The sequence below is a fragment of the Streptomyces sp. NPDC053432 genome, from assembly GCF_055585365.1.
On record NZ_JBVJKF010000023.1, the window covers coordinates 59,996 to 80,970 of the forward strand.

Here is a 20,975-nt window from a genome sequence, read left to right on the forward strand (position 1 = left end):
CTTCAGAGTTCGCCGAAGAGCAGGTTGCCCGGGGCGTCCTCGTCGCTGCCCGTGTAGTACTCGCGGACGGCGTCGAGGAGCTCGTCCACCGACAGGAAGCCGTCGTGGTTCTTGTCGATCCGCGCGAACAGGGCCTCCGCGTCGGCCCGTTCCAGCTTGGTGTCGAAGGCGTTCTGGGCCTTGAGGAACTCCTCGGGGCTGATCCGCTCGTCGCCGTCGGTGTCCACGACCGTGAGGATCGCCTCGACCATCGGCCGGAAGGACCGGTCGTAGGCGGGGCCGCCGTCCTTGTACAGCCGGGTCATGCCCAGGGAGTACTCCTCGGGCGTGAGCTTGCCGTCCCGGTCCACGTCCAGCTCGGTGAAGAGCTCCTGCCAGAAGTCGACCAGTCCGCCCATCACCGCGGTGGCCTTCGGGGAGGTCGCCGGTTCCCCGAGGGCCGACAGCAGCCGGGAGCCGAGCGCGATGATGTCGTGCTCGTCGATCACGCCGCTGTTGTCGGCGTCCAGGTGCGAGAAGGCGCGCTCCAGCTTGCGGTCGAGCAGGTCGGTCGTCATGTCATGGCCTTTCGTGGCTACGCCGTGCGGTCAGGTGATCACCTAGCGTAGTGTCCGGCTCGACCGTGTAATCCCGTTCTGCCGCTGGGAAGTTGTGTATGCACTCTTACGAGGTATGGGTCGCCGGTGCCGAGGAGCCCGGGATCCGGTGGGTCCACCAGCCTCGGGTGGGCCGGCTCCTGCGTGAGCCCTTCCAGGTGCTGGGCCTCAAGGCGCGGCTGGAGCGCGGGGAGGATCTCCCGTACGACGAGGGGCTGATGGCCGGCCGCGTCGCCATGTCCACCGCCGACCAGGGGCTGCGTGCCCTGGCCGCCGCCCGCGCCGCCCAGCCCGGCTGGTCCCGGGTGCCCCTGGAGGACCGGCTGGAGCTGCTGCGCGGGGTCTTCCGGGCCGTCGTCGACCGGCGTGAGGAGCTGATCGACCTGCTGGTCGCCGAGGGACACCCGGTGCGGCTGGCCGCCTGGGAAGTGGCCTCCGTGGCCTGCGCGTTCCACCCCGACTCCGTCGCCGACTTCGCCGACCGGCTGGGGGAGCCGGAGCGGACGCAGGCGGGCCGCCGGATCCGCATGGTCCGCAAGCCCGACGGGGTGGTCTGCCTGAGCCCGCCGCGCAACGCACCGACGTCCAACTCCTTCTACGGGGTGCTGACGCTGGCCGCCGGCAACGCCCTCGTCGTCAACGCGCCCCCGACCGCCCCGCTCGGGGTCGCCTTCGTCTACCGGGAGATCGTGGCCCCGCTCCTGGAGCGCCTCGGCGCCCCGCCCGGCACGCTGAGCGTGCTCTCCACGCACGCTCGCGCGGTGATGCGACAGTGGCTGGACAGCCCCGACTGCGACGACGTCGTCTTCTTCGGCGGCTCGGAGCAGGGCCTGAAGCTGGAGCGGGAGTGCGTGGTCGCGGGCAAGAAGCCCGTGCTCGAACTCTCCGGGAACGACGGCGTGCTCGTGTGGGCCGATGCCGAGGCGGACCTCGCCGCCCGGGCCCTGTGCGAGCGGTACTACGGCTCCGGGCAGATCTGCATGACCCCGAAGTTCGCGATCGTCCACCCGGAGGTGGCCGGCCTGCTGCTGGAGGAGCTGACGGCCCGGGTGCGCGCCATCCGGCCGGGCCCGCCCGAGGACCCGGACACGGTGCTGAGCCCGGTGGTCAAGCGGGCGGAGTTCACCGAGTACCTCGACGAGGTGCTGGCGGCCGGCGGGGAGCTGCTGTGCGGTGGCGAGTTCGTGGACGTGGACGACGTACCGGCCGCCGCCGGGCCCTTCATCCGCCCCGCCGTCATCCGCGTGGACGGGCTGGCGACGGCCGCCCGGCTGCGCGCGTTCCGCGAGGAGACATTCTTCCCGCTGCTGTGCGTGGTGGTGCCCGAGGCGCCGCTGCGCATCGAGGACGCCATCCGCTTCCTCAACGCCAACCGGTACGGGCTGCGCAACTCCCTGTGGACGCGGGACGAGCGGGTCGTCGAACGGTTCTGCGCGGAGGTGGTCAACGGCGGCATGCTGAAGGTCAACGACTCGCACATCGGCTGCCTGCCGGTCCTCCCGTACAACGGCGGCACCGGCGCGACGGGCGGGATCTTCGGCGAGGCCAACCAGCCCGCCGTACGCACCACGCGCCTCCAGTCGATCGCCGTCGCCACCCTGGTCAGGCCCCGGGAGTCGGTCTTCGACCACACGGCCGGTGTCATGTGAACCGGAGGTGAACCGGGCGGCCCGAGACCTTGCACACCGCTTGCACACCGCAACCTTCCCGGGGGCCCGGGCGTCGTACGTGCGTGCGCACGTCGTGCGTACGACCGATGGGGGGCGGGATGCTCAAGGGGAAGCGGGGGCGCGGCCGGGGGGCCGCGTCCCTCGGGGTGTTCACGGCGGCGCTGTGGCTCTGCGCCGGCGGGCTGTTCACGGGGACGGCCGCGCACGCGGCTCCGGCCGGGACCGGTGCGGGCGCCGGGCTCTGCGGGGGTCGTCTGGTGCGCACAGTGCCCCTCGGGACGGGTGAGGTGCGCGTGTACAAGACCCGTACGCAGGCCTGTGCGCTGGCCGTGGCGCGGGTTCCGGGGGAGCGGCGGCAGATGGCGGTGAGCATCCAGCCGCGCGGCGGAGCCCCCGTACGCGATGCGGGACGGTTCACCCGGTATGCCGGGCCCGTCACGGTCGGCGCGATCAACCGGTGTGTGTACGTAAGGGGCGGTGTGGCGGCCGGATCGGCCGAATCCGGCTGGATCCTGTGCTGAGGTAGCGACCCAACTGGGTCTGGTCAGGGCTGTGTTGACCCCGCTAGGTTCACGGCGACCGAAGTGAACTCAAGGGGAGGGTGAATGCGCAAGACGCTCGGATGGCTGCTGTCGCTCGTGGTGCTGATCGGCACCATGGGCGCGGCCGGCTTCACGGCACAAGCGGCCACAGCCGCGGAGCCGGCCGCCGCCGCGGACATCAAGGACCGGATCCTCGGAATTCCCGGGATGAGCCTGATCGAGGAGAAGCCGTACCCCGGCTACCGCTTCTTCGTACTGAACTACGAGCAGCCGGTCGACCACCGGCAGCCGTGGAAGGGCACCTTCAAGCAGCGCCTGACCCTGCTGCACAAGGACGTGTCGCGCCCGACGGTGTTCTTCACCTCCGGCTACAACGTCAACACCAACCCGCGCCGCAGCGAGCCGACGACGATCGTCGACGGCAACCAGGTGTCGCTGGAGTATCGATTCTTCACGCCCTCGCGGCCCGACCCGGCCAACTGGGGCGACCTGACCATCTGGCAGGCCGCCAGCGACCAGCACCGCCTCTTCACCGCCCTGAAGAAGATCTACACGAAGAACTGGCTGGCCACGGGCGGCAGCAAGGGCGGCATGACGGCGACGTACTTCGAACGCTTCTACCCGCGCGACATGGACGGCGTCGTCGCGTACGTCGCGCCCAACGACGTCGTCAACCAGGAGGACTCGGCCTACGACCGGTTCTTCGCGGGCGTCGGCACCAAGGAGTGCCGCGACAAGCTCAACGCGGTGCAGCGCGAGGCGCTCGTGCGCCGTGAGCCGCTGGAGGTCAAGTACGCGGCCGCCGCCGCCGAGAACGGCTGGACCTTCAACACCGTCGGCACCCTCGACAAGGCCTACGAGGCCGTCGTGCTCGACTACGCGTGGGCCTTCTGGCAGTACAGCCTGCTCGCCGACTGCGCGACGGTTCCCGTCGCCGCCACCGCGAGCGACCAGGAGATCTGGGACACGGTCGACACGATCTCCGGCTTCTCCGCCTACGCCGACCAGGGCCTGGAGACGTACACGCCGTACTACTACCAGGCGGGCACGCAGCTCGGCTCCCCGGACATCAAGCAGCCGCACCTGGCCGGCCTGAGCCGCTACGGCTACCAGCCGCCGCGCAACTTCGTGCCCCGCGACATCCCGATGACCTTCCAGCCGGCGGCCATGCGGGACGTGGACAACTGGGTCCGCAAGAACGCGAACCAGATGCTGTTCGTGTACGGCCAGAACGACCCGTGGGGCGCCGAGCCGTTCCACCTCGGCTACGGGGTGCGCGACAGCTACGTCATGATCGCGCCGGGCGCCAACCACGGCGCCAACGTCGCCAAGCTCCAGGACGGCGAGAAGGCGCTGGCCACCGCGAAGATCCAGCAGTGGGCCGGGGTGGCTCCGGCCGCCGCGCCCTCCCTCGCGGGCGACGCGGCGCCGTCGGCGCAGCCGCTGGCGGCGCCGGACCCGGTGCTCGACCAGACCGACCTGCGGCGGGAGCCGCAACTGCGGCGGTAGCACGTTCCGCCGGGGCCACGGGCTGACGTACGCGTTCTAGTACGTCAGCCCGTGGCCCAGCGGGTAGCGGCCCGGCACCGGGACGGGGAGGCGGCCCGAGGGCCGTACCGCCCCGGTGAGGACCCGGGCCGCCGCCCGCATCTCCACGTCCGTCCAGGAATAGGTCGCCAGTTCGGCGGCGCAGGGCGGCAGCCGGGCCGGGTCGTACGGATTGCGGACCGCCAGCAGGACCACCGGCACCCCGGTGGCCACGAGGTCCGCGACCAGAGTGCGCTGGGCGCTCTCCCCTTCCGGCACGTTGTACGTGCACACGAGCACCGCCGCGTGACCGGCCGCGGCGGCCACCGCGCGGGCGGGCGGCGCCGCCGTCGCCCGGCAGCCCAGGGCGGTCAGCTCCCGGGCCAGAACGGCCGTGGGGGGCCCGGTCGTGCCCGTGGGGGACACCGGGTCCGTGCCCGTGACCAGCAGCCGGGGGGCCTCGCCCGCGTCGAGGGGCAGCAGCCCGGCCGGATTCGCCAGCAGGGTCGTCGTGGCGGCCGCGATCCCGTCCGCCGCGGCAAGGTGATCCGGGATGCCGACGGTGGCGTCCACGGCGGCCTCCGAGGGCGGTGCCCCGAACGGATCGAACAGGCCCCGGCGGGCCTTCAGTTCCAGGATCCGCAGCACCGACTCGTCGATGCGCGCCTCGCTGAGCTCCCCCGCCTCCACGGCCGCCAGTACGCTGCGGTGCGCGAGCGGCAGGTCCGGCGGATTGAGCAGCTGGTCGCAGCCGGCCAGCAGGGCCAGTACCGGGACGCGGTCGTCCCCGTACTTCTGGCGGACCCCGGCCATGTCCAGGGCGTCGGTCACCACCACGCCCCGGAAGCCCAGGCGTTCGCGCAGGATGCCGGTGACGATGGGCCGGGAGAGGGTCGCCGGGTCGCCCGAGGGGTCGAGCGCCGGGAAGACGATGTGGGCCGTCATGACCGCGTCCACGCCCGCCCGCACCGCGGCCCGGAACGGCGGCTCGTCCAGCTCCTCCCACTGCGCGCGGCTGTGCCGCATCACCGGCAGGCCGAGGTGGCTGTCGGTCTCGGTGTCCCCGTGGCCGGGGAAGTGCTTGGCGGTGGCGGCCACGCCGGCGGCCTGGTAGCCGGTGACCTGCGCGGCGACGAGGGCCGCCACGGCCTGCGCGTCCGCCCCGAAGGACCGTACGCCGATCACCGGGTTGGCCGGGTTCACGTTCACGTCCGCGACCGGGGCGTAGTCCTGGCGGACGCCCATCGCGGCGAGTTCCGCGCCGGCGATGCGGGCCGCACGCCCGGCGTCCTCGGCGGAGCCGGCCGCACCGAGGGCCATCGCTCCCGGGAAGAGGGTCGCGGGCTTGCCGATGCGGGCGATGATGCCGTGCTCCTGGTCGGTGGAGAGCAGGAGCGGGATCCGGGCGCCGGTGGTGCGGGCGGCCTCCTGGAGGCCGGCCGAGAGCGCGGCGATCTGGTGCGGGGTGCGGGTGTTGTGGGCCCAGGCGAAGTAGATGATCCCGCCGAGGTGGTAACGGGAGACCAGTTCGGCGGCGGTGCGGACGCCGAACAGGGCGAGGTTCTGCTCGGCGTCGGCGGGGTCGGGGTCGGTGGCGGAGTGTCCGTAGGCGCGCGAGACGAACAGCTGCCCGACCTTCTCCGCGAGGCTCATCCCCTCCAGGAGGCGGCGCGGTGCGCGCGCCCTCGCGGGGGCCGGCGGGAGGGAAGCGGCCCCGAGGGCGGCGGAGCCGCCCCCGGCGGCCGTGACGGCGGCGACGGCGGCCGCGGCGAGCAGGTTCCGGCGCGAGGCGAGGTACGACACGCGCCGGACCCTACTCCCGGACCTCCGCCCCACCCGCGCACGTCCCCGCGTGTCGCCCCACCACCACCCGGCTCCGCCCGCCCGCGCCGCGCGGCGGCAATTCCAGCCTCGCCGGCGTTTGAGGCGCGGGGTCCGGGGCGGAGCCCCGGGGAACGGTGGAAGGGAGGGGCGGGGACACGCTCCGCGCAGCGGCACCCCGGCACCCCGGCCCGGCGGCGCGGCGGTGGCACCGGGGCGACAGGTCAGGCCGGAGGCCAGTGGGACCGGAGGGTGTGGACGGTCTCCGTGATGGCCGGGCGGCGGGCCGCACCGGTGCGCCACAGGGCGTACAGGCGCCGCACGGGCCCGGGTTCGAGCGGCACCGCCACCGCGCCGGCCGGCAGCGGCCCGGTCCCCAGCCGGGGGACCACCGCCACCCCGAGCCCGGCCGCGACCAGCGCGACGATGGTGTGGTTCTCCTCGGCCACGTGCGCGATCTCCGGCTCGAAGCCCGCGGTGCGCAGCGTCCGGACCAGCCAGTCGTGGCAGACCCGCCCCGGCGGCTGGCAGACCCACCGCTCGCCCCCGAGGTCACCGCGGCGGATCGTGGCGCGCCCGGTGAACGGGTGGCCGGCCGGGACGATCAGGTCGCAGGGGTCGTCGCCGATGACCGCCTGGTCGACGCCCTCGGGGGCCGGGAGCGGCGCGATGTCCCAGTCGTGGGCCACCGCCAGATCGGTGACGCCGCGGGCCACCAGGTCCACCGAGAGGTGCGGGTCGACCTCGGTGAGGCGGACGTCCAGGGCGGGATGGCGGCCCGCCAGGTCGGCCAGTACGGCCGGCAGCAGGCCGCGCGCCGCCGAGGCGAAGGCGGCCACCGTCAGCAGCCCGCTCGGCAGGCCGCGCCGCTCCTCCAGGGTGGTTTCGGCGCGCTCCACGATGGCCAGCAACTCCTGGGCGGTGGCGGCCAGATGCCGGGCCTCCTCGGTGAGCGCGACCCCGCGTCCGCGCCGTTCGAGGAGGGTGGTGCGGGTCTCGCGCTCCAGCTTGGCGATCTGCTGGGAGACGGCGGAGGGGGTGTAGCCGAGGGCGGCCGCCGCGCCCGCGACCGAGCCGTGGACGGAGACGGCGTGCAGGGCGCGCAGCCGGGCCAGATCGAGCATGCGCCAATCGTAAGCACTGCTTCATCCATCGCGGAAGTGATTCGCGCTGGTGCTACACGGTTGGGGCGGGTGAAAGTCTTGGCATGCGTCCCGTACACACCGCACTCGCCGTTCTCGTCGCCGCCGTCTGGGGTTTCAACTTCGTCGTGATCGAGATCGGGTTGGGGCATTTCCCGCCGCTGCTCCTGTCCGGCTTGCGCTTCCTCGTCGCCGCTCTGCCCGCCGTGTTCTTGGTCGGGCCGCCCAAGGTCGCCTGGAAGTGGATCCTCGGGGTGGGGCTGGCGCTGGGGGTCGCCAAGTTCGGTCTGCTCTTCACCGGCATGGCCGCCGGGATGCCGGCCGGGCTCAGTTCGCTCGTGCTGCAGATACAGGCCGTCTTCACCGCCGCTCTCGCGGCCGTCGTGCTCCGGGAACGACCGGGCCGGGTAAGGGTGTTCGGGATGACGGTGGCGCTCGCCGGGATCGGGGTGGCCGCCCTGGACGGGGGCGTCGGCGGGCCGGTGGCCGGGTTCGTGCTCGTCGTGGCGGCCGCCGCGTGCTGGGGCGTCTCCAACGTGCTGACCCGCAGGGCCGCGCCGCCCGACGCGCTGAACTTCATGGTGTGGGTGTGCACGGTGCCGGTACTGCCGCTGTTCGCGCTGTCCCTGCTGCTCGAGGGCCCCGAGCGGGACATGGCCGCGCTGCGGGGCCTGGACTGGTCCGGGGTGGGCGTCATCGGGTACGTGGCGTGGGTGTCCACCGTGTTCGGGTTCGGGGCCTGGGGGTACCTGCTGCGCCGCTACCCGGCCTCGGCGGTCGCGCCGTTCTCACTGCTGGTGCCGGTCTTCGGGATGTCCTCGGCGGCCCTGGTGCTGGGGGAGCCGGTGTCGGGGCTGCGGTGGGTGGCGGCGGTGCTGCTGGTGGGCGGGGTCGCGCTCACCTCGCCGGCGCCCGCGCGGCTCAGTGGGGGCGGCTCTCCTGGAGCGGGAGCCGCCAGTCCTGGCCCGTCAGGCTCACTCCGTACGAGCGGTGCGGGCGCTGCGCGATCAGCGTGAAGCCCGCCTTCAGGTAGAGCGCGCGGGCGTCGTCGAGCACGTCGTTGGTCCACAGGACGAGCTCGCGGTAGCCGACCGAGCGGGCGAAGCCGATCACCGCGGAGACCAGTTCCGTGCCGATGCCGCGGCCGCGCCCCTCCGGTTCGACGAGGAGGAGCCGCAGCCGCGCGGTGCCGGGGGTGCTCTCCTCCCGTACGCACATCACGGAGCCGACGGGGCGGCCGTCCAGCTCGGCGATCCACACCCGCTCCAGGTAGGGGTCGTGATCCTGGGCGAAGTCGGCGACGATCCGGGCCACCATGCCCTCGAAGTCGCTGTTCCAGCCGTACTCGGCGGCGTACAGCGCGCCGTGGCGCTGCACGATCCAGCCCAGGTCTCCCGGTTCGGGGCTTCGCAGCCGCACGGTGCGCACGTTGTCAGCCATGAGCCCGATGGTATGGCCGTGGGCGGCCGAACGGGTGGGTCACCGTTCCTTGCCGCCGCCCAGGATCTGGCCCAGGAGGTCGCCGAGGCCGCCCTGCGCGGGGGCCGCCGCGGGGGCGCCGGCGGTGCCCGCCCTGCCGGAGGCCGTGCGCTTGGCGAGGACCGCCAGCAGGACCGGGATCAGCATTTCGACGACCCGGGCGACGGTGGGGGCGGGGATCCCGGTCTTCTTCGAGACGGCGTTGGCCACGGGTTTGCTCGCCTTCGCCAGGACCGTGGCCATCATCCCGCCGCCGAGCAGGCCGCCGAGGCCGCCGCCGAGCGTGGCCACGCCCTGCAGCGGAGGTTCGGACGCCTCCGAGAAGGCCTGGCGGACCTCGTCGTCGCCCGAGACGGCCTTCTGCTGGAGGTCGCCCGTCATCGCGCCGACCGTGGTGGCGACGGTGTCGCGCGCGCCCTCGGTGTCGGTGCCGAGGAGCGAGGCGATCTCGTTCAGCCGGTCGTCGCCGAGTTCGCCCAGCACGTCGTCCTGGAAAGAAGATTCGCTCATGTCCGGAACGCTACGTGCGTGCCGATTCGGCGGCATCTTGAGTAATGGATTTGTAAAGGTGTGCATCCCGATGCAACCGCCGGGGTGCGGCGCGGGTCGTACGTTGCGTCGGGGCTTCCGGGGAGGGATCTGGGGGGATCGGGAAGTCCGGCACGGGAGGGGTAACCGTGAGGGGGTCCGGCCGGAAGGCAGGACCCCCTCAGTGCTGTTCTCCACAGGCCTGACGCGCTGTCGGCGCCGGGCGGTAGCTTCGGGGCATGGCAATGGACGGGGTCGTGCAACTGGCGGTGGTCGAGGGGGTGCTCGAGCGCATCACCTACGCCAACGAGGAGAACGGGTACACGGTCGCCCGGGTCGACACCGGCCGCGGCTCCGGAGACCTGCTCACCGTCGTCGGCTCGCTGCTGGGCGCGCAGCCGGGCGAATCGCTGCGCATGGAGGGGCGCTGGGGCTCCCACCCGCAGTACGGCAAGCAGTTCACCGTGGAGAACTACAGGACGGTCCTCCCGGCGACCGTCCAGGGCATCCGCCGCTACCTCGGGTCGGGTCTGATCAAGGGCATCGGGCCGAAGATCGCCGACCGGATCGTGGAGCACTTCGGGACCGACACCCTCGACGTCATCGAGGAGGAGCCGAAGCGGCTGATCGAGGTGCCCGGGCTCGGTCCGAAGCGCACGAAGCTGATCGGCGCCGCCTGGGAGGAGCAGAAGGCCATCAAGGAGGTCATGGTCTTCCTCCAGGGAGTCGGCGTCTCGACCTCCATCGCGGTGCGCATCTACAAGAAGTACGCCGACGCCTCCATCTCGGTGGTGAAGAACCAGCCCTACCGGCTCGCCGCCGACGTGTGGGGCATCGGTTTCCTCACCGCCGACCGCATCGCCCAGGCCGTCGGCATCCCGCACGACAGCCCCGAGCGGGTCAAGGCCGGGCTGCAGTACGCCCTGTCCCAGTCCACCGACCAGGGGCACTGCTTCCTGCCCGAGGACCGGCTCATCGCCGACGGGGTCAAGCTGCTCCAGGTGGACACGGGGCTGGTGATCGACTGCCTGGCGGAGCTCGCGGCCGACCCGGAGGGGGTCGTACGGGAATCCGTACCGGATCCGCAGGGCGGGCCGGATCCGCTGACCGCCGTCTACCTGGTGCCCTTCCACCGGGCCGAGCTGTCGCTGGTCGGGCAGGTGCGACGGCTCCTGAACGCGGAGGACGACCGGATGCCGGCCTTCCAGGACGTGGACTGGGACAAGGCGCTGGGCTGGCTCGCCGGGCGGACCGGCGCCGACCTCGCGCCCGAGCAGCGGGAGGCGGTCAAGCTGGCGCTGACCCGGCGGGTCGCGGTGCTCACGGGCGGGCCGGGCTGCGGGAAGTCCTTCACCGTGCGCTCGATCGTGGAGCTGGCCCGGGCCAAGAAGGCCAAGGTGGTGCTGGCCGCGCCCACCGGCCGCGCCGCGAAGCGGCTCGCCGAGCTCACCGGTGCGGAGGCCTCCACGGTGCACCGGCTGCTGGAGCTCAAGCCGGGCGGGGACGCGGCCTACGACCGGGACCGGCCGCTGGACGCGGACCTGGTCGTGGTGGACGAGGCCTCGATGCTCGACCTCCTGCTGGCCAACAAGCTGGTCAAGGCCGTGGCGCCGGGCGCGCACCTGCTGCTGGTGGGGGATGTGGACCAGCTGCCGTCCGTCGGCGCCGGGGAGGTGCTGCGGGACCTGCTGGCCGAGGGCGGCCCGGTGCCCGCCGTCCGGCTCACCCGGATCTTCCGCCAGGCCCAGCAGTCGGGGGTGGTCACCAACGCCCACCGGATCAACACCGGAGTGCCGCCGCTGACCGACGGCCTGCCGGACTTCTTCCTCTTCCCCGAGGAGGACACCGAGGCGGCGGGCGTCCTCGCCGTGGACGTGGCGGCCCGGAGGATTCCGGCCAGATTCGGCCTCGACCCGCGGCGGGACGTCCAGGTCCTCGCGCCCATGCACCGCGGCCCGGCCGGCGCCGGGAACCTCAACGGCCTGCTCCAGCAGGCCATGACACCGGCCCGGCCGAACCTGCCCGAGAAGCGGTTCGGCGGCCGGGTCTTCCGGGTGGGCGACAAGGTCACCCAGATCCGCAACAACTACGACAAGGGCGCGAACGGCGTCTTCAACGGCACGGTCGGCGTCGTCACCGGCCTGGACCTGGAAGAACAGCGCCTGACGGTGCGGACGGAGGAGGACGAGGAGATCGGTTACGAGTTCGCGGAGCTCGACGAGCTGGCCCACGCCTACGCCGTCACCATCCACCGCTCCCAGGGGAGTGAATATCCGGCCGTGGTGATCCCCGTCACCACCGGGGCCTGGATGATGCTCCAGCGGAATCTGCTCTACACCGCGGTCACCAGGGCGAAGAAACTGGTCGTCCTCGTCGGGTCCCGCAAGGCCCTCGCCCAGGCGGTGCGTACCGTTTCCGCAGGCAGGAGGTACACGTCCGTGGCGCCGAGGCTGTCCGGCCGGATACCGGTGGGAAACATCACCTAGATGATCGATCATTTGGGGTTCCGCCACTGGTGCGGAGGGTGCAGGATGAACAGCTTGACGGCACTGAGTGCCGTCCAAAGCACCAAAGGCCGACCCCGAGTGCACTCTCCTGCGCCAAATGGGGGAAGGTAGAGGCAGTCAGGGCACCTCGAAGAAGAGGCACTACGTCGGTGAGGGATGACGTGAGCGACAACTCTGTAGTACTCCGGTACGCGGACGGTGAATACACCTACCCGGTGGTCGAGAGCACCGTCGGTGACCAGGGCTTCGACATCTCGAAGCTGCGGGCCCAGACCGGGCTCGTCACCTTGGACAGCGGCTACGGCAACACCGCGGCCTACAAGTCCGCGATTACCTACCTCGACGGTGAGCAGGGCATCCTGCGCTACCGCGGCTACCCGATCGAGCAGCTGGCCGAGCGCTCGTCCTTCATCGAGGTCGCCTACCTGCTGATCAACGGTGAGCTGCCGACCGTCGACCAGCTCGCGTCGTTCCGCAACGAGATCACCCAGCACACGCTGCTGCACGAGGACGTCAAGCGTTTCTACGACGGCTTCCCGCGTGACGCGCACCCGATGGCGATGCTGTCCTCCGTCGTCAGCGCGCTGTCGACGTTCTACCAGGACAGCCACAACCCGTTCGACGAGAAGCAGCGCCACCTCTCGACGATCCGGCTGCTGGCCAAGCTCCCGACGATCGCCGCGTACGCGTACAAGAAGTCGGTCGGCCACCCGGTGGTCTACCCGCGCAACGACCTCGGCTACGTCGAGAACTTCCTGCGCATGACCTTCTCGGTGCCGGCCCAGGAGTACGACCTGGACCCGGTCGTGGTCTCCGCGCTCGACAAGCTGCTCATCCTGCACGCGGACCACGAGCAGAACTGCTCGACCTCCACCGTGCGTCTGGTCGGCTCCTCGCAGGCGAACATGTTCGCCTCGATCTCGGCCGGCATCTCCGCCCTGTGGGGCCCGCTGCACGGCGGCGCCAACCAGTCGGTGCTGGAGATGCTGGAAGGCATCAAGAACGACGGCGGCGACGTCGACGCCTTCATCCGCAAGGTGAAGAACAAGGAGGACGGCGTCCGCCTCATGGGCTTCGGACACCGCGTCTACAAGAGCTTCGACCCCCGGGCGAAGATCATCAAGGCCGCGGCGCACGACGTCCTCTCCTCGCTCGGCAAGAGCGACGAGCTGCTCGACATCGCGCTGAAGCTGGAAGAGCACGCGCTGGCCGACGACTACTTCGTCTCGCGCAACCTCTACCCCAACGTGGACTTCTACACGGGCCTGATCTACCGGGCCATGGGCTTCCCGACCGAGATGTTCACCGTGCTCTTCGCGCTCGGCCGGCTTCCCGGCTGGATCGCCCAGTGGCAGGAAATGATCAAGGAGCCGGGTTCCCGCATCGGCCGCCCGCGCCAGATCTACACCGGCGAGGTCCTGCGCGACTTCGTGCCGGTCGAGGCCCGCTGACCCGAGGCCCTCAAGGCCCGCCAGGGCCCCCAGGCGTACGAAAAGCGCCCCGCCGTCGATCCCCCCACGGGTCGACGGTCGGGGCGCTTTCCTTTTCCCCGGTACGGATTCCCCCCACGGGACCCGAGCCGGGGCGTCAATGGTGCCGGGACCCGTTCTGGACGGGACGGCCGCTCAAGGCTTCCCGCGGCACGAATCCCGGCCGGCCGATACCCCTGGACGTCCCCCAAGACGTTCCTGGCATCGCCCCATTAGACCCACCACGACCCCGAATGGTTACGTTGCCGTCACTGTGATCTGCGTCTCCCGTGAAGGAACGGTGTGGGTCATGAGGAGGAGGTCCACTACCGGAAGGAACGCAACCGCAGGCTGTTGGTCACCACGAAGACCGAGGAGAAGGCCATCGCGGCCCCCGCGATCATCGGGTTGAGCAGTCCGGCGGCCGCCAGCGGCAGCGCCGCCACGTTGTAGCCGAAGGCCCAGAACAGGTTGCCCTTGATGGTGCCCAGGGTCCGGCGCGACAGCCGGATCGCGTCCGCCGCCACCCGCAGGTCACCCCGTACGAGGGTCAGGTCGCCGGCCTCGATGGCCGCGTCGGCGCCGGTGCCCATGGCCAGGCCGAGGTCGGCCTGGGCCAGGGCGGCCGCGTCGTTGACCCCGTCGCCGACCATGGCGACCGTACGTCCCTGCGCCTGGAGCCGTCGTACGACGTCCACCTTGTCCTGCGGGAGCACCTCGGCGATCACCTCGTCGATGCCCACCTCGCGGGCCACCGTCTCGGCGACGGCCCTGTTGTCGCCGGTCAGCAGCACCGGGGTCAGGCCCAGTGCCCGCAGCCGGGAGACCGCCTCGGCGCTGGTCCCCTTGACGGCGTCGGCCACCGCCAGGACCCCGCGCGCCTCGCCGTCCCAGGCGACCAGCACGGCGGTGGCGCCCGCGGCCTCGGCGGCCGCCTTGGCCCCGGCGAGGCCCTCCGGCAGGGAGATCGACCAGTCGGCCAGCAGCCGCTCGCGGCCCACCAGCACCGCGTGCCCGTCCACCACGCCCCGCACGCCGAGGCCGGCGACGCTTTCGAAGGCCGAAGGGGCCTCGAAGCCCTCGGGTGCGGGCAGCGCGCCCGCCCGCTCGGCCGCGCCGGTGGCGACGGCCCGGGCGATCGGGTGCTCGGAGGCGTGCTCCAGGGAGCCGGCGAGCCTCAGCAGCTCCTTCTCGTCCACGCCCTCGGCGGTGTGCACCTCGGTGAGGGTCATCCGGCCCGTGGTCACGGTCCCGGTCTTGTCCAGTACGACGGTGTCCACGCGGCGGGTGGACTCCAGCACCTCGGGGCCCTTGATCAGGATGCCGAGCTGCGCGCCCCGGCCGGTGCCTACCATCAGCGCGGTCGGGGTGGCCAGGCCCAGGGCGCACGGGCAGGCGATGATCAGGACGGCCACGGCGGCGGAGAAGGCGGCGGTGGCGTCACCGGTGACGAGCAGCCAGACCGCCCAGGTGCCCAGCGCCAGGACCAGGACGATCGGCACGAAGATCCCGGAGATCCGGTCCGCGAGGCGCTGCACCTCGGCCTTGCCGTTCTGCGCGTCCTCGACGAGCTTCGCCATCCGGGCGAGCTGGGTGTCGGCGCCGATCCGGGTGGCCTCGACGACCAGGCGCCCGGAGGCGTTGACGGTGGCGCCGGTGACGGAGTCCCCGACGGCGACCTCGACCGGGACCGACTCGCCGGTCAGCATGGAGGCGTCCACGGCCGAACTGCCCTCGACGACCGTGCCGTCGGTGGCGATCTTCTCACCGGGGCGGACGACGAACCGGTCGCCGACCGCGAGCTGCGACACGGGGATCCGCACCTCGGCGCCGCCGCGCAGCACGGCCACCTCCTTGGCGCCGAGCTCCAGCAGCGCCTTGAGGGCGGCGCCGGCCTTCCGCTTGGAGCGGGCCTCCAGGTAGCGGCCGAGCAGGATGAAGGAGACGACCCCTGCCGCGACCTCCAGGTAGATGGCCGAGGAGCCGTCCGTACGGGAGATGGTCAGGCCGAAGCCGTGCCGCATGCCGGGCATGCCCGCGTGGCCGAAGAACAGGGCCCACAGCGACCAGGTGAAGGCCGCCAGGGTGCCGACCGAGACGAGGGTGTCCATGGTGGCGGCGCCGTGCCGGGCGTTGGTCCAGGCGGCCGTGTGGAAGGGGTACGCGCCCCAGACCACGACGGGGGCGGCCAGCGTCAGCGAGAGCCACTGCCAGTTGTCGAACTGGAGGGACGGGACCATCGCGAGCAGGACGACGGGCAGCGCGAGCACGGCGGAGACGAGCAGCCGGTGGCGCAGGGCGGCGAGCTCGGGGTCGCGGGGGGACTCGGCTTCGGGCTGCTCGGGGAGCGGCTCCGGCGGCGGGGGCTCCTCGGCGGTGTACCCGGTCCTCACGACGGTCGCGATCAGGTCGGCGACCTGGACGTCACCGCGGTAGGAGACCTTCGCCTTCTCGGTGGCGAAGTTCACCGTGGCCTCGACGCCGTCCATCCGGTTGAGCTTCTTCTCGATCCGGGCCGCGCAGGAGGCGCAGGTCATCCCGCCGATCGAGAGTTCCACCGCCGCTATGGGCCCGTCGTGCACCGTGCTGCTCATCTTCCGGCTCCAGGGGAGGGCCGGGCCGTGCGGGACCGGTATGAGCCGGTCGGCACGGCCTGGCGGAGATCTGCGGGATCCTGAGGGTCCTGCGCGGTGCCTCAGGCCTGGCCGGCGAGCTCGTAGCCGGCCTCGTCGATCGCGGCGCGGACGTCCTCCTCGGCGAGCGGGGCGTCGGAGACCACGGTGACCTCGCCGGTCGCGGCGACGGCCTTGACGGAGCTGACGCCGGGCAGGGCGCTGAGCTCGTCGGTCACCGAGCCCTCGCAGTGCCCGCAGCTCATGCCGGTCACGCGGTAGACGGTGGTGGTGCGGGTGTCCGTCTCGGCGGTCATGTCGTTCTCCTCTTCAGGCGTACGTGTCCGGTCGCGGGGGGCGATGGATCCCTCCACCGTCCTCCCGACGCTCCGAGACTATACCCCTGGGGGGTATAAATGCGAGCCCCCGCCTCCAAAACTGGCCGGTATGGCGGAACTGTACGTAAATGGCCGTTATGGATCAGCCAGGAAGCCTCGTCCTCATCATGGCCGTCGCCGTGCTCGCGCCCCTGCTGGCCTACGGGGTCTCGCGCTGGCTGGCGGTACCGCTGGTGATCTTCGAGATCCTGCTGGGGATCCTGATCGGCCCCGACGTCCTCGGGTGGGCGCGCACCGGCGGGGTCATCGACGTGCTGAGCAACCTCGGCCTGGCGATGCTGATCTTCCTGGCCGGCTACGAGCTCGAATTCGACCGGGTCAGAGGGGACACCCTCAAGCGGTCGGTGTGGGCCTGGGTGATCTCCCTCGTCCTGGGCCTGGGTGTGGGGATCCTGCTCGCCCACGGCGGCGGCTACGACAAGGGCGTCTACATCGGCACCGCGCTCACCAGCACCGCGCTGGGCACGATCCTGCCCGTGCTGAGGGACGCGGGAGACCTCCGGAGCCGGTTCGGCTCCGTGGTGATGGCGATGGGCACCATCGGCGAGTTCGGACCGGTCATCGCCATGGCCGTACTGCTCAGCGGGCGGGCCCCGGCGCGGTCGGCGCTGCTGCTCGCCGCCTTCGCGGTGCTGACGGCGGCGGCCGTGTTCTGGGCGCTGCGGCCCAAGCCGCCCTGGTTCGGCGCGGTCATCGCCAGGACGCTGCACAGCAGTGCCCAGTTCGCGGTGCGGCTGGTCGTCCTGCTGCTGGTGTCGATGCTGGCGCTGGCCCAGGTGCTCGGGCTCGACATCCTCCTCGGGGCCTTCGCCGCGGGCCTCGTCACCCGGCTCGTGCTGCACGGGGCCGCGCCGGAGAGCAGCGCGACCGTGCTGTCGAAGGTGGAGGCCATGGGGTTCGGCTTCCTGGTGCCGGTGTTCTTCGTGGTCACCGGCATCGAGTTCGACCTGCAGGCGCTGCTCGCGGGCGGCCGGGAGCTCCTGCTGCTGCCGCTGTTCCTGCTGCTGTTCCTCGTGGTGCGCGGCCTGCCGGTCCGGCTGCTGGCCCCCGCGGACATGCGGGGGAGCGACCGGTCCGCGCTGGTGCTGTTCGGGTCCACGGCGCTGCCGCTGGTGGTCGCGATCACCACGCTCGGGGTGCAGGACGGGAAGGTGGCGCCGGGCGAGGCGGCCGCGCTGGTGGGGGCGGGCATGGTGTCGGTGCTGGTGTTCCCGCTGCTGGCGATGAGGCTGCGGGACCGGAACCGGCCGGCGCGGGAACGCGGTGCGCAGGGCCGCCGCGGGGAGCGGGTCAGCGGGGGTGAGTCGTGGTGACGATCGGCTCCAGGTAGCGCAGCAGGACGGTCTTGAGCTCGGCGACGTACGCCTCGCGTTCGGCGCCCTCGTGGGCCAGGATCAGGTCCAGGGACGCCTTGAAGATGCCCAGGACCATGTTCGCCGTGTGGTCGAGCTCGGCCGGTCCGACAGCGGGGGCGAGGAAGTGCAGGGCGTCCCGGGTCTGCGCGGCCATGCTGGAGTGGAGCTCCTCGTGCTCCTTGTCGATGCCCCCCGGGACGCCGGAGCCGTGCATCAGGGCCCAGAAGGCCGGGTTCTCGCAGTTGAAGGCGATCAGCGGGTCCAGGACGGCGTCCAGCGCCTCGGGCAGCGGAAGGCCCAGGTTCTGGGGCAGGAAGGCCTGGCCGTGCGTCTCCCGCGCGTGGCGCAGCAGTTGGCCGCCGAGCTCGATCGCGATGGCCTCCTTGTTCGGGAAGAACTGGTAGAGCGTGCCCGGTGACACGCCGGCCTCGCGGGCGATGGCGTTGGTGCTGGCTGCGGCGTAGCCGGTGCGGCAGAACACCCCGGCGGCGGCTGCCAGCAGCTGGGCGACCCGGCGCTCGCCCCGTGCCTGGCGGCGGCGCGGCGCGGTGGGCGTGCCGGCTTCCGTGAGCTGGTCGCTTTCGGTGGTTTTGTCCTTGGATGTCCTCGGCATGTCCAATCCCCTGCTTCCCGTGGGTGATTGACAAACACGAGTGGTCGCTCGCATTCTGGGAAAACGCGAGCGACTGCTCGTGTTTGCCAGTCTATTCGGCCTGGCAATCACGGTGAAGGGGACACCGAGTCATGTCCGAAGTCAAGAAACCGCCGTCGTCCGGGGAGAGCGGCGGGTGGACCCGGTTCGTCACGGCCCGGCCGCGGCTCTCGCTGCTGCTCGCCCTGGTGGTCACGGCCCTGGCCGTGTTCGTGGGCGGTGGCGTCGCCGAGCGGATGAGCAGTGGCGGATGGGAGGACCCGGACGCCCAGTCCACCTACGCCGCCGCGGCCCTGGAGCGGGAGTTCCCGGCCTCCCAGCCCAATCTGCTGCTGCTCGTCGACGCCGGGCCCGGCATCGGGGCCGCCGGGGTCGACGATCCCGCGGTCGCCGCCGAGGCGGAGCGGCTGACCGCCCGGCTCGCCGGGGAGGAGGGGGTCGTCGGCGTCGGCTCGTACTGGCGGACCCGACTGCCGGCGCTGCGCTCCGAGGACGGCCGGCAGGCCCTGATCGCGGCCAGGGTGCTGGGCGACCAGAAGACCGCCACCGAGGTACTGGACCGGATCACTCCCCGCTTCCGGGGCGAACACGGGCCGGTGCGGGTCTCCCTGGGCGGACCCGTCGCCGTCCAGGCCGAGGTGACCACGACCATCCAGGAGGACCTGCTGCGCGCCGAGCTGATCGCGCTGCCGGTCACCCTCGTCCTGCTCGTCCTCGTCTTCGGCAGCGCCGTCGCGGCCCTGCTGCCGCTCGGCGTCGGCATCGTGGCCATCCTCGGCACCAACGCCGTGCTGCGCGGCCTCACCGAGTTCACCGAGGTCTCGGTCTTCGCCCAGAACCTGACCACCGCACTCGGCCTCGGACTCGCCATCGACTACGCCCTGTTCATCGTCCGCAGGTTCCGAGAGGAGCTCGCGGCCGGACAGGACCCGGCGGGCGCCATCGGGACCACCCTGCGCACCGCCGGGCGCACCGTGCTCTTCTCCGCGCTCACGGTCGCCGTCGCCCTCTCGGCCATGGCCTTCTTCCCGATGTCCTTCCTGCGCTCCTTCGCCTACGCGGGGGTCGCGGTGGTGCTCCTCGCCGCGGCGGCCGCGCTGACCCTGCTGCCGGCGGCCCTGATCCTGCTCGGCGAGCGGGTCAACTCCCTCGACCTGCGGCGCCTGTGGCGGCGCGGGCGCGCCTCCGGCGAGGCGCCCGGCGCCACGGCGGACACCGGGCGGGGCTGGGGGCGGGCGGCGGCTCTGGTGATGCGCCGGGCCCCGCTGTTCGCGGTGGCCACCACAGCGGGGCTGCTGCTCCTCGGACTGCCCTTCCTCGGGGTGAAGTTCGGCACCGTGGACGACCGGCAGCTGCCCAGCACCGCCGAGTCGCACGTGGTCCAGCAGCAGATCCGGGACGCCTTCCCCGGCAGCCCCGGCGGCGGGCTCACCGTGCTCGCCGAGGGTGCCTCCGGTCCCGCCGAGCTCGCCGCCTACCGGGAGCGACTGGCGGTCCTGCCCGGCGTGGTCCGCATCGACGGGCCGGTGAGCACCGGCCCCGAGGCGCGGTACGCGTACTTCTCGGTCATCTCACAGGGGGAGGGAGTGGGGCCGCAGGCCCAGGACCTGGTCGGTGAGGTGCGGAAGGTCGATCCCGGCTTCCGTACCTCCGTGGCGGGACAGGCCGCGCGACTCGTCGACACCAGGTCGGCCATCGCGGACGCCCTTCCCACCGCCCTGGCCCTGGTGGCACTCGCCACCCTGCTGCTGGTCTTCCTGCTCACCGGGAGCCTGCTCATACCGCTCCAGGCGGTGCTGCTCAACGCACTCAGCCTGACCGCGATGTTCGGAGCGGTGGTGTGGGTCTTCCAGGAGGGCAACCTCTCGGGGCTGCTCTCCTTCACCTCCACCGGGGACATCGAGACCACGCTGCCGGTCCTGATGTTCTGCATCGCCTTCGGACTGTCCATGGACTACGGGGTGTTCCTCATATCCCGTATGAAGGAGGAGTACGACCGGACCGGGGACCACGAGGGGGCCGTGCGGACGGGACTGGCCCGCACCGGCGGGCTGATCACCGCGGCGGCCCTGATCCTGGCCGTGGTGATGGTGGCCATCGGCACCTCGCGGGTGACCAACACCAAGATGCTGGGGCTCGGAATCGCGCTGGCGGTGCTGATGGACGCCATGGTCGTGCGCAGCCTCCTCGTCCCGGCGGTCATGAAGCTGACCGGGAAGGCCACCTGGTGGGCACCGGGCCCGCTGCGCAGGCTGCACGACAGGTTCGGACTGAGCGAAGGGGAGTCCGCCGTTCCTCCCGCCCGGCCGGAGGGCCGGCCGGAGCAGGAGAAGGTGCCCGTCGGGGCGGCGTAGTGGCGGGGGGCTCCGAGCGGCCGGCTGAGGGACGGGGGAGGGCGGGGGTGGTCGAGCCCCCCTCCCGCAGCCGGGTGCGGGGTCAGTCCCCGCCGCGGCCCCGGTTGCCGGGCCGCCGGGCCACCCAGGCGCGGACCGTGTCGGCGTACCAGTAGGGCTTGCCGCCCTCGACATGGTCCGGCGGCGGGAGAAGCCCGTGCTTGCGGTAGGAGCGCACCGTGTCCGGCTGTACCCGGATGTGGGCGGCGATCTCCTTGTACGACCACAGCTGACGGTCACTCATCCCAGGCACCTCCTCGTCCACGCCGCGGGGCCGGCCGGGA

Annotated in this window: 16 protein-coding genes and 1 pseudogene; 8 read left to right on the forward strand and 9 right to left on the reverse strand. The window is 72.1% G+C overall.

Annotation, left to right across the window (positions count from 1 at the left end):
- Nucleotides 1-2: 2 nt before the first annotated feature.
- Nucleotides 3-557 (reverse strand): EF-hand domain-containing protein, encoded by a 555-nt coding sequence (locus ACZ6Y1_RS30275; RefSeq protein ID WP_469636955.1) that lies wholly within the window; start codon nt 555-557, stop codon nt 3-5.
- Nucleotides 558-655: 98 nt separating this feature from the next.
- On the opposite strand from ACZ6Y1_RS30275, the gene ACZ6Y1_RS30280 reads away from it, so the two are divergent.
- From ACZ6Y1_RS30280 to ACZ6Y1_RS30290, 3 genes are all read left to right on the forward strand, one after another.
- Nucleotides 656-2,245: an aldehyde dehydrogenase family protein gene (locus ACZ6Y1_RS30280; RefSeq protein WP_469636958.1), complete on the forward strand. Its 1,590-nt coding sequence runs from the start codon at nt 656-658 to the stop codon at nt 2,243-2,245.
- 119 nt (nt 2,246-2,364) lie between these two features.
- Entirely contained in the window at nt 2,365-2,787 is a 423-nt protein-coding gene (locus ACZ6Y1_RS30285) for a hypothetical protein (RefSeq protein ID WP_469636961.1), read from the forward strand.
- Nucleotides 2,788-2,871: 84 nt separating this feature from the next.
- Nucleotides 2,872-4,317, forward strand: coding sequence for a S28 family serine protease (locus ACZ6Y1_RS30290; protein WP_469636964.1), 1,446 nt, complete (start codon nt 2,872-2,874; stop codon nt 4,315-4,317).
- 36 nt (nt 4,318-4,353) lie between these two features.
- Here the strand turns inward: ACZ6Y1_RS30290 and ACZ6Y1_RS30295 are convergent, their stop codons facing one another.
- Entirely contained in the window at nt 4,354-6,138 is a 1,785-nt protein-coding gene (locus ACZ6Y1_RS30295) for a glycoside hydrolase family 3 protein (RefSeq protein WP_469636968.1), read from the reverse strand.
- A 242-nt stretch (nt 6,139-6,380) separates the two neighbouring features.
- Nucleotides 6,381-7,280, reverse strand: coding sequence for a LysR family transcriptional regulator (locus ACZ6Y1_RS30300; RefSeq protein WP_469636971.1), 900 nt, complete (start codon nt 7,278-7,280; stop codon nt 6,381-6,383).
- 83 nt (nt 7,281-7,363) lie between these two features.
- Here ACZ6Y1_RS30300 and ACZ6Y1_RS30305 point away from each other — a divergent pair, with 83 nt between their 5' ends.
- Nucleotides 7,364-8,314 carry an EamA family transporter gene (locus ACZ6Y1_RS30305; RefSeq protein WP_469636974.1) on the forward strand — a complete coding sequence of 317 codons (951 nt, stop codon included), beginning with the start codon at nt 7,364-7,366 and terminating at the stop codon, nt 8,312-8,314.
- Here ACZ6Y1_RS30305 and ACZ6Y1_RS30310 read toward each other — a convergent pair.
- Nucleotides 8,220-8,717, reverse strand: a pseudogene (locus tag ACZ6Y1_RS30310) (GNAT family N-acetyltransferase); the annotation flags it as partial. The gene ACZ6Y1_RS30305 and the pseudogene ACZ6Y1_RS30310 sit on opposite strands and share 95 nt — an antisense overlap.
- Nucleotides 8,718-8,777: 60 nt before the next feature.
- Complete coding sequence (locus tag ACZ6Y1_RS30315) at nt 8,778-9,287, reverse strand: DUF937 domain-containing protein (protein WP_469636977.1); 510 nt, start codon at nt 9,285-9,287, stop codon at nt 8,778-8,780.
- Between the two features lie 257 nt (nt 9,288-9,544).
- Here ACZ6Y1_RS30315 and recD2 point away from each other — a divergent pair, with 257 nt between their 5' ends.
- Both recD2 and ACZ6Y1_RS30325 read left to right on the forward strand, forming a co-directional pair.
- A complete protein-coding gene (gene recD2, locus ACZ6Y1_RS30320; protein WP_469636980.1) occupies nt 9,545-11,791 on the forward strand; it encodes an SF1B family DNA helicase RecD2 in 2,247 nt (748 codons plus the stop codon).
- 182 nt (nt 11,792-11,973) lie between these two features.
- Nucleotides 11,974-13,263 (forward strand): citrate synthase, encoded by a 1,290-nt coding sequence (locus tag ACZ6Y1_RS30325; RefSeq protein ID WP_469636983.1) that lies wholly within the window; start codon nt 11,974-11,976, stop codon nt 13,261-13,263.
- Nucleotides 13,264-13,607: 344 nt separating this feature from the next.
- Here the strand turns inward: ACZ6Y1_RS30325 and ACZ6Y1_RS30330 are convergent, their stop codons facing one another.
- Nucleotides 13,608-15,875 carry a heavy metal translocating P-type ATPase gene (locus ACZ6Y1_RS30330; protein WP_469636986.1) on the reverse strand — a complete coding sequence of 756 codons (2,268 nt, stop codon included), beginning with the start codon at nt 15,873-15,875 and terminating at the stop codon, nt 13,608-13,610.
- 101 nt (nt 15,876-15,976) lie between these two features.
- Nucleotides 15,977-16,210, reverse strand: coding sequence for a heavy-metal-associated domain-containing protein (locus tag ACZ6Y1_RS30335; protein WP_469636989.1), 234 nt, complete (start codon nt 16,208-16,210; stop codon nt 15,977-15,979).
- A 158-nt stretch (nt 16,211-16,368) separates the two neighbouring features.
- Between ACZ6Y1_RS30335 and ACZ6Y1_RS30340 the strand changes: the two genes are divergently transcribed.
- Nucleotides 16,369-17,604, forward strand: a complete 1,236-nt coding sequence (locus ACZ6Y1_RS30340; protein WP_469636993.1) for a cation:proton antiporter — start codon at nt 16,369-16,371, stop codon at nt 17,602-17,604.
- Here the strand turns inward: ACZ6Y1_RS30340 and ACZ6Y1_RS30345 are convergent.
- Nucleotides 17,582-18,259 carry a TetR/AcrR family transcriptional regulator gene (locus ACZ6Y1_RS30345; protein ID WP_469636996.1) on the reverse strand — a complete coding sequence of 226 codons (678 nt, stop codon included), beginning with the start codon at nt 18,257-18,259 and terminating at the stop codon, nt 17,582-17,584. The two genes, ACZ6Y1_RS30340 and ACZ6Y1_RS30345, sit on opposite strands and share 23 nt — an antisense overlap.
- Before the next feature lie 131 nt (nt 18,260-18,390).
- Between ACZ6Y1_RS30345 and ACZ6Y1_RS30350 the strand changes: the two genes are divergently transcribed.
- Complete coding sequence (locus ACZ6Y1_RS30350) at nt 18,391-20,652, forward strand: MMPL family transporter (RefSeq protein WP_469636999.1); 2,262 nt, start codon at nt 18,391-18,393, stop codon at nt 20,650-20,652.
- Between the two features lie 82 nt (nt 20,653-20,734).
- Here ACZ6Y1_RS30350 and ACZ6Y1_RS30355 read toward each other — a convergent pair whose 3' ends face one another.
- Entirely contained in the window at nt 20,735-20,935 is a 201-nt protein-coding gene (locus ACZ6Y1_RS30355; protein ID WP_365171386.1) for a helix-turn-helix transcriptional regulator, read from the reverse strand.
- Between the last annotated feature and the right edge of the window lie 40 nt (nt 20,936-20,975).

What these genes read in the sequence shown, in the direction of transcription:
- ACZ6Y1_RS30275 (WP_469636955.1), bottom strand. Translation starts at nt 557, where the DNA reads ATGACGACCGACCTGCTCGACCGCAAGCTGGAGCGCGCCTTCTCGCAC.
- ACZ6Y1_RS30280 (WP_469636958.1), top strand. Translation starts at nt 656, where the DNA reads ATGCACTCTTACGAGGTATGGGTCGCCGGTGCCGAGGAGCCCGGGATC.
- ACZ6Y1_RS30285 (WP_469636961.1), top strand. Translation starts at nt 2,365, where the DNA reads ATGCTCAAGGGGAAGCGGGGGCGCGGCCGGGGGGCCGCGTCCCTCGGG.
- ACZ6Y1_RS30290 (WP_469636964.1), top strand. Translation starts at nt 2,872, where the DNA reads ATGCGCAAGACGCTCGGATGGCTGCTGTCGCTCGTGGTGCTGATCGGC.
- ACZ6Y1_RS30300 (WP_469636971.1), bottom strand. Translation starts at nt 7,280, where the DNA reads ATGCTCGATCTGGCCCGGCTGCGCGCCCTGCACGCCGTCTCCGTCCAC.
- ACZ6Y1_RS30305 (WP_469636974.1), top strand. Translation starts at nt 7,364, where the DNA reads ATGCGTCCCGTACACACCGCACTCGCCGTTCTCGTCGCCGCCGTCTGG.
- ACZ6Y1_RS30315 (WP_469636977.1), bottom strand. Translation starts at nt 9,287, where the DNA reads ATGAGCGAATCTTCTTTCCAGGACGACGTGCTGGGCGAACTCGGCGAC.
- recD2 (WP_469636980.1), top strand. Translation starts at nt 9,545, where the DNA reads ATGGCAATGGACGGGGTCGTGCAACTGGCGGTGGTCGAGGGGGTGCTC.
- ACZ6Y1_RS30330 (WP_469636986.1), bottom strand. Translation starts at nt 15,875, where the DNA reads ATGAGCAGCACGGTGCACGACGGGCCCATAGCGGCGGTGGAACTCTCG.
- ACZ6Y1_RS30335 (WP_469636989.1), bottom strand. Translation starts at nt 16,210, where the DNA reads ATGACCGCCGAGACGGACACCCGCACCACCACCGTCTACCGCGTGACC.
- ACZ6Y1_RS30340 (WP_469636993.1), top strand. Translation starts at nt 16,369, where the DNA reads ATGGATCAGCCAGGAAGCCTCGTCCTCATCATGGCCGTCGCCGTGCTC.
- ACZ6Y1_RS30345 (WP_469636996.1), bottom strand. Translation starts at nt 18,259, where the DNA reads ATGCCGAGGACATCCAAGGACAAAACCACCGAAAGCGACCAGCTCACG.
- ACZ6Y1_RS30350 (WP_469636999.1), top strand. Translation starts at nt 18,391, where the DNA reads ATGTCCGAAGTCAAGAAACCGCCGTCGTCCGGGGAGAGCGGCGGGTGG.
- ACZ6Y1_RS30355 (WP_365171386.1), bottom strand. Translation starts at nt 20,935, where the DNA reads ATGAGTGACCGTCAGCTGTGGTCGTACAAGGAGATCGCCGCCCACATC.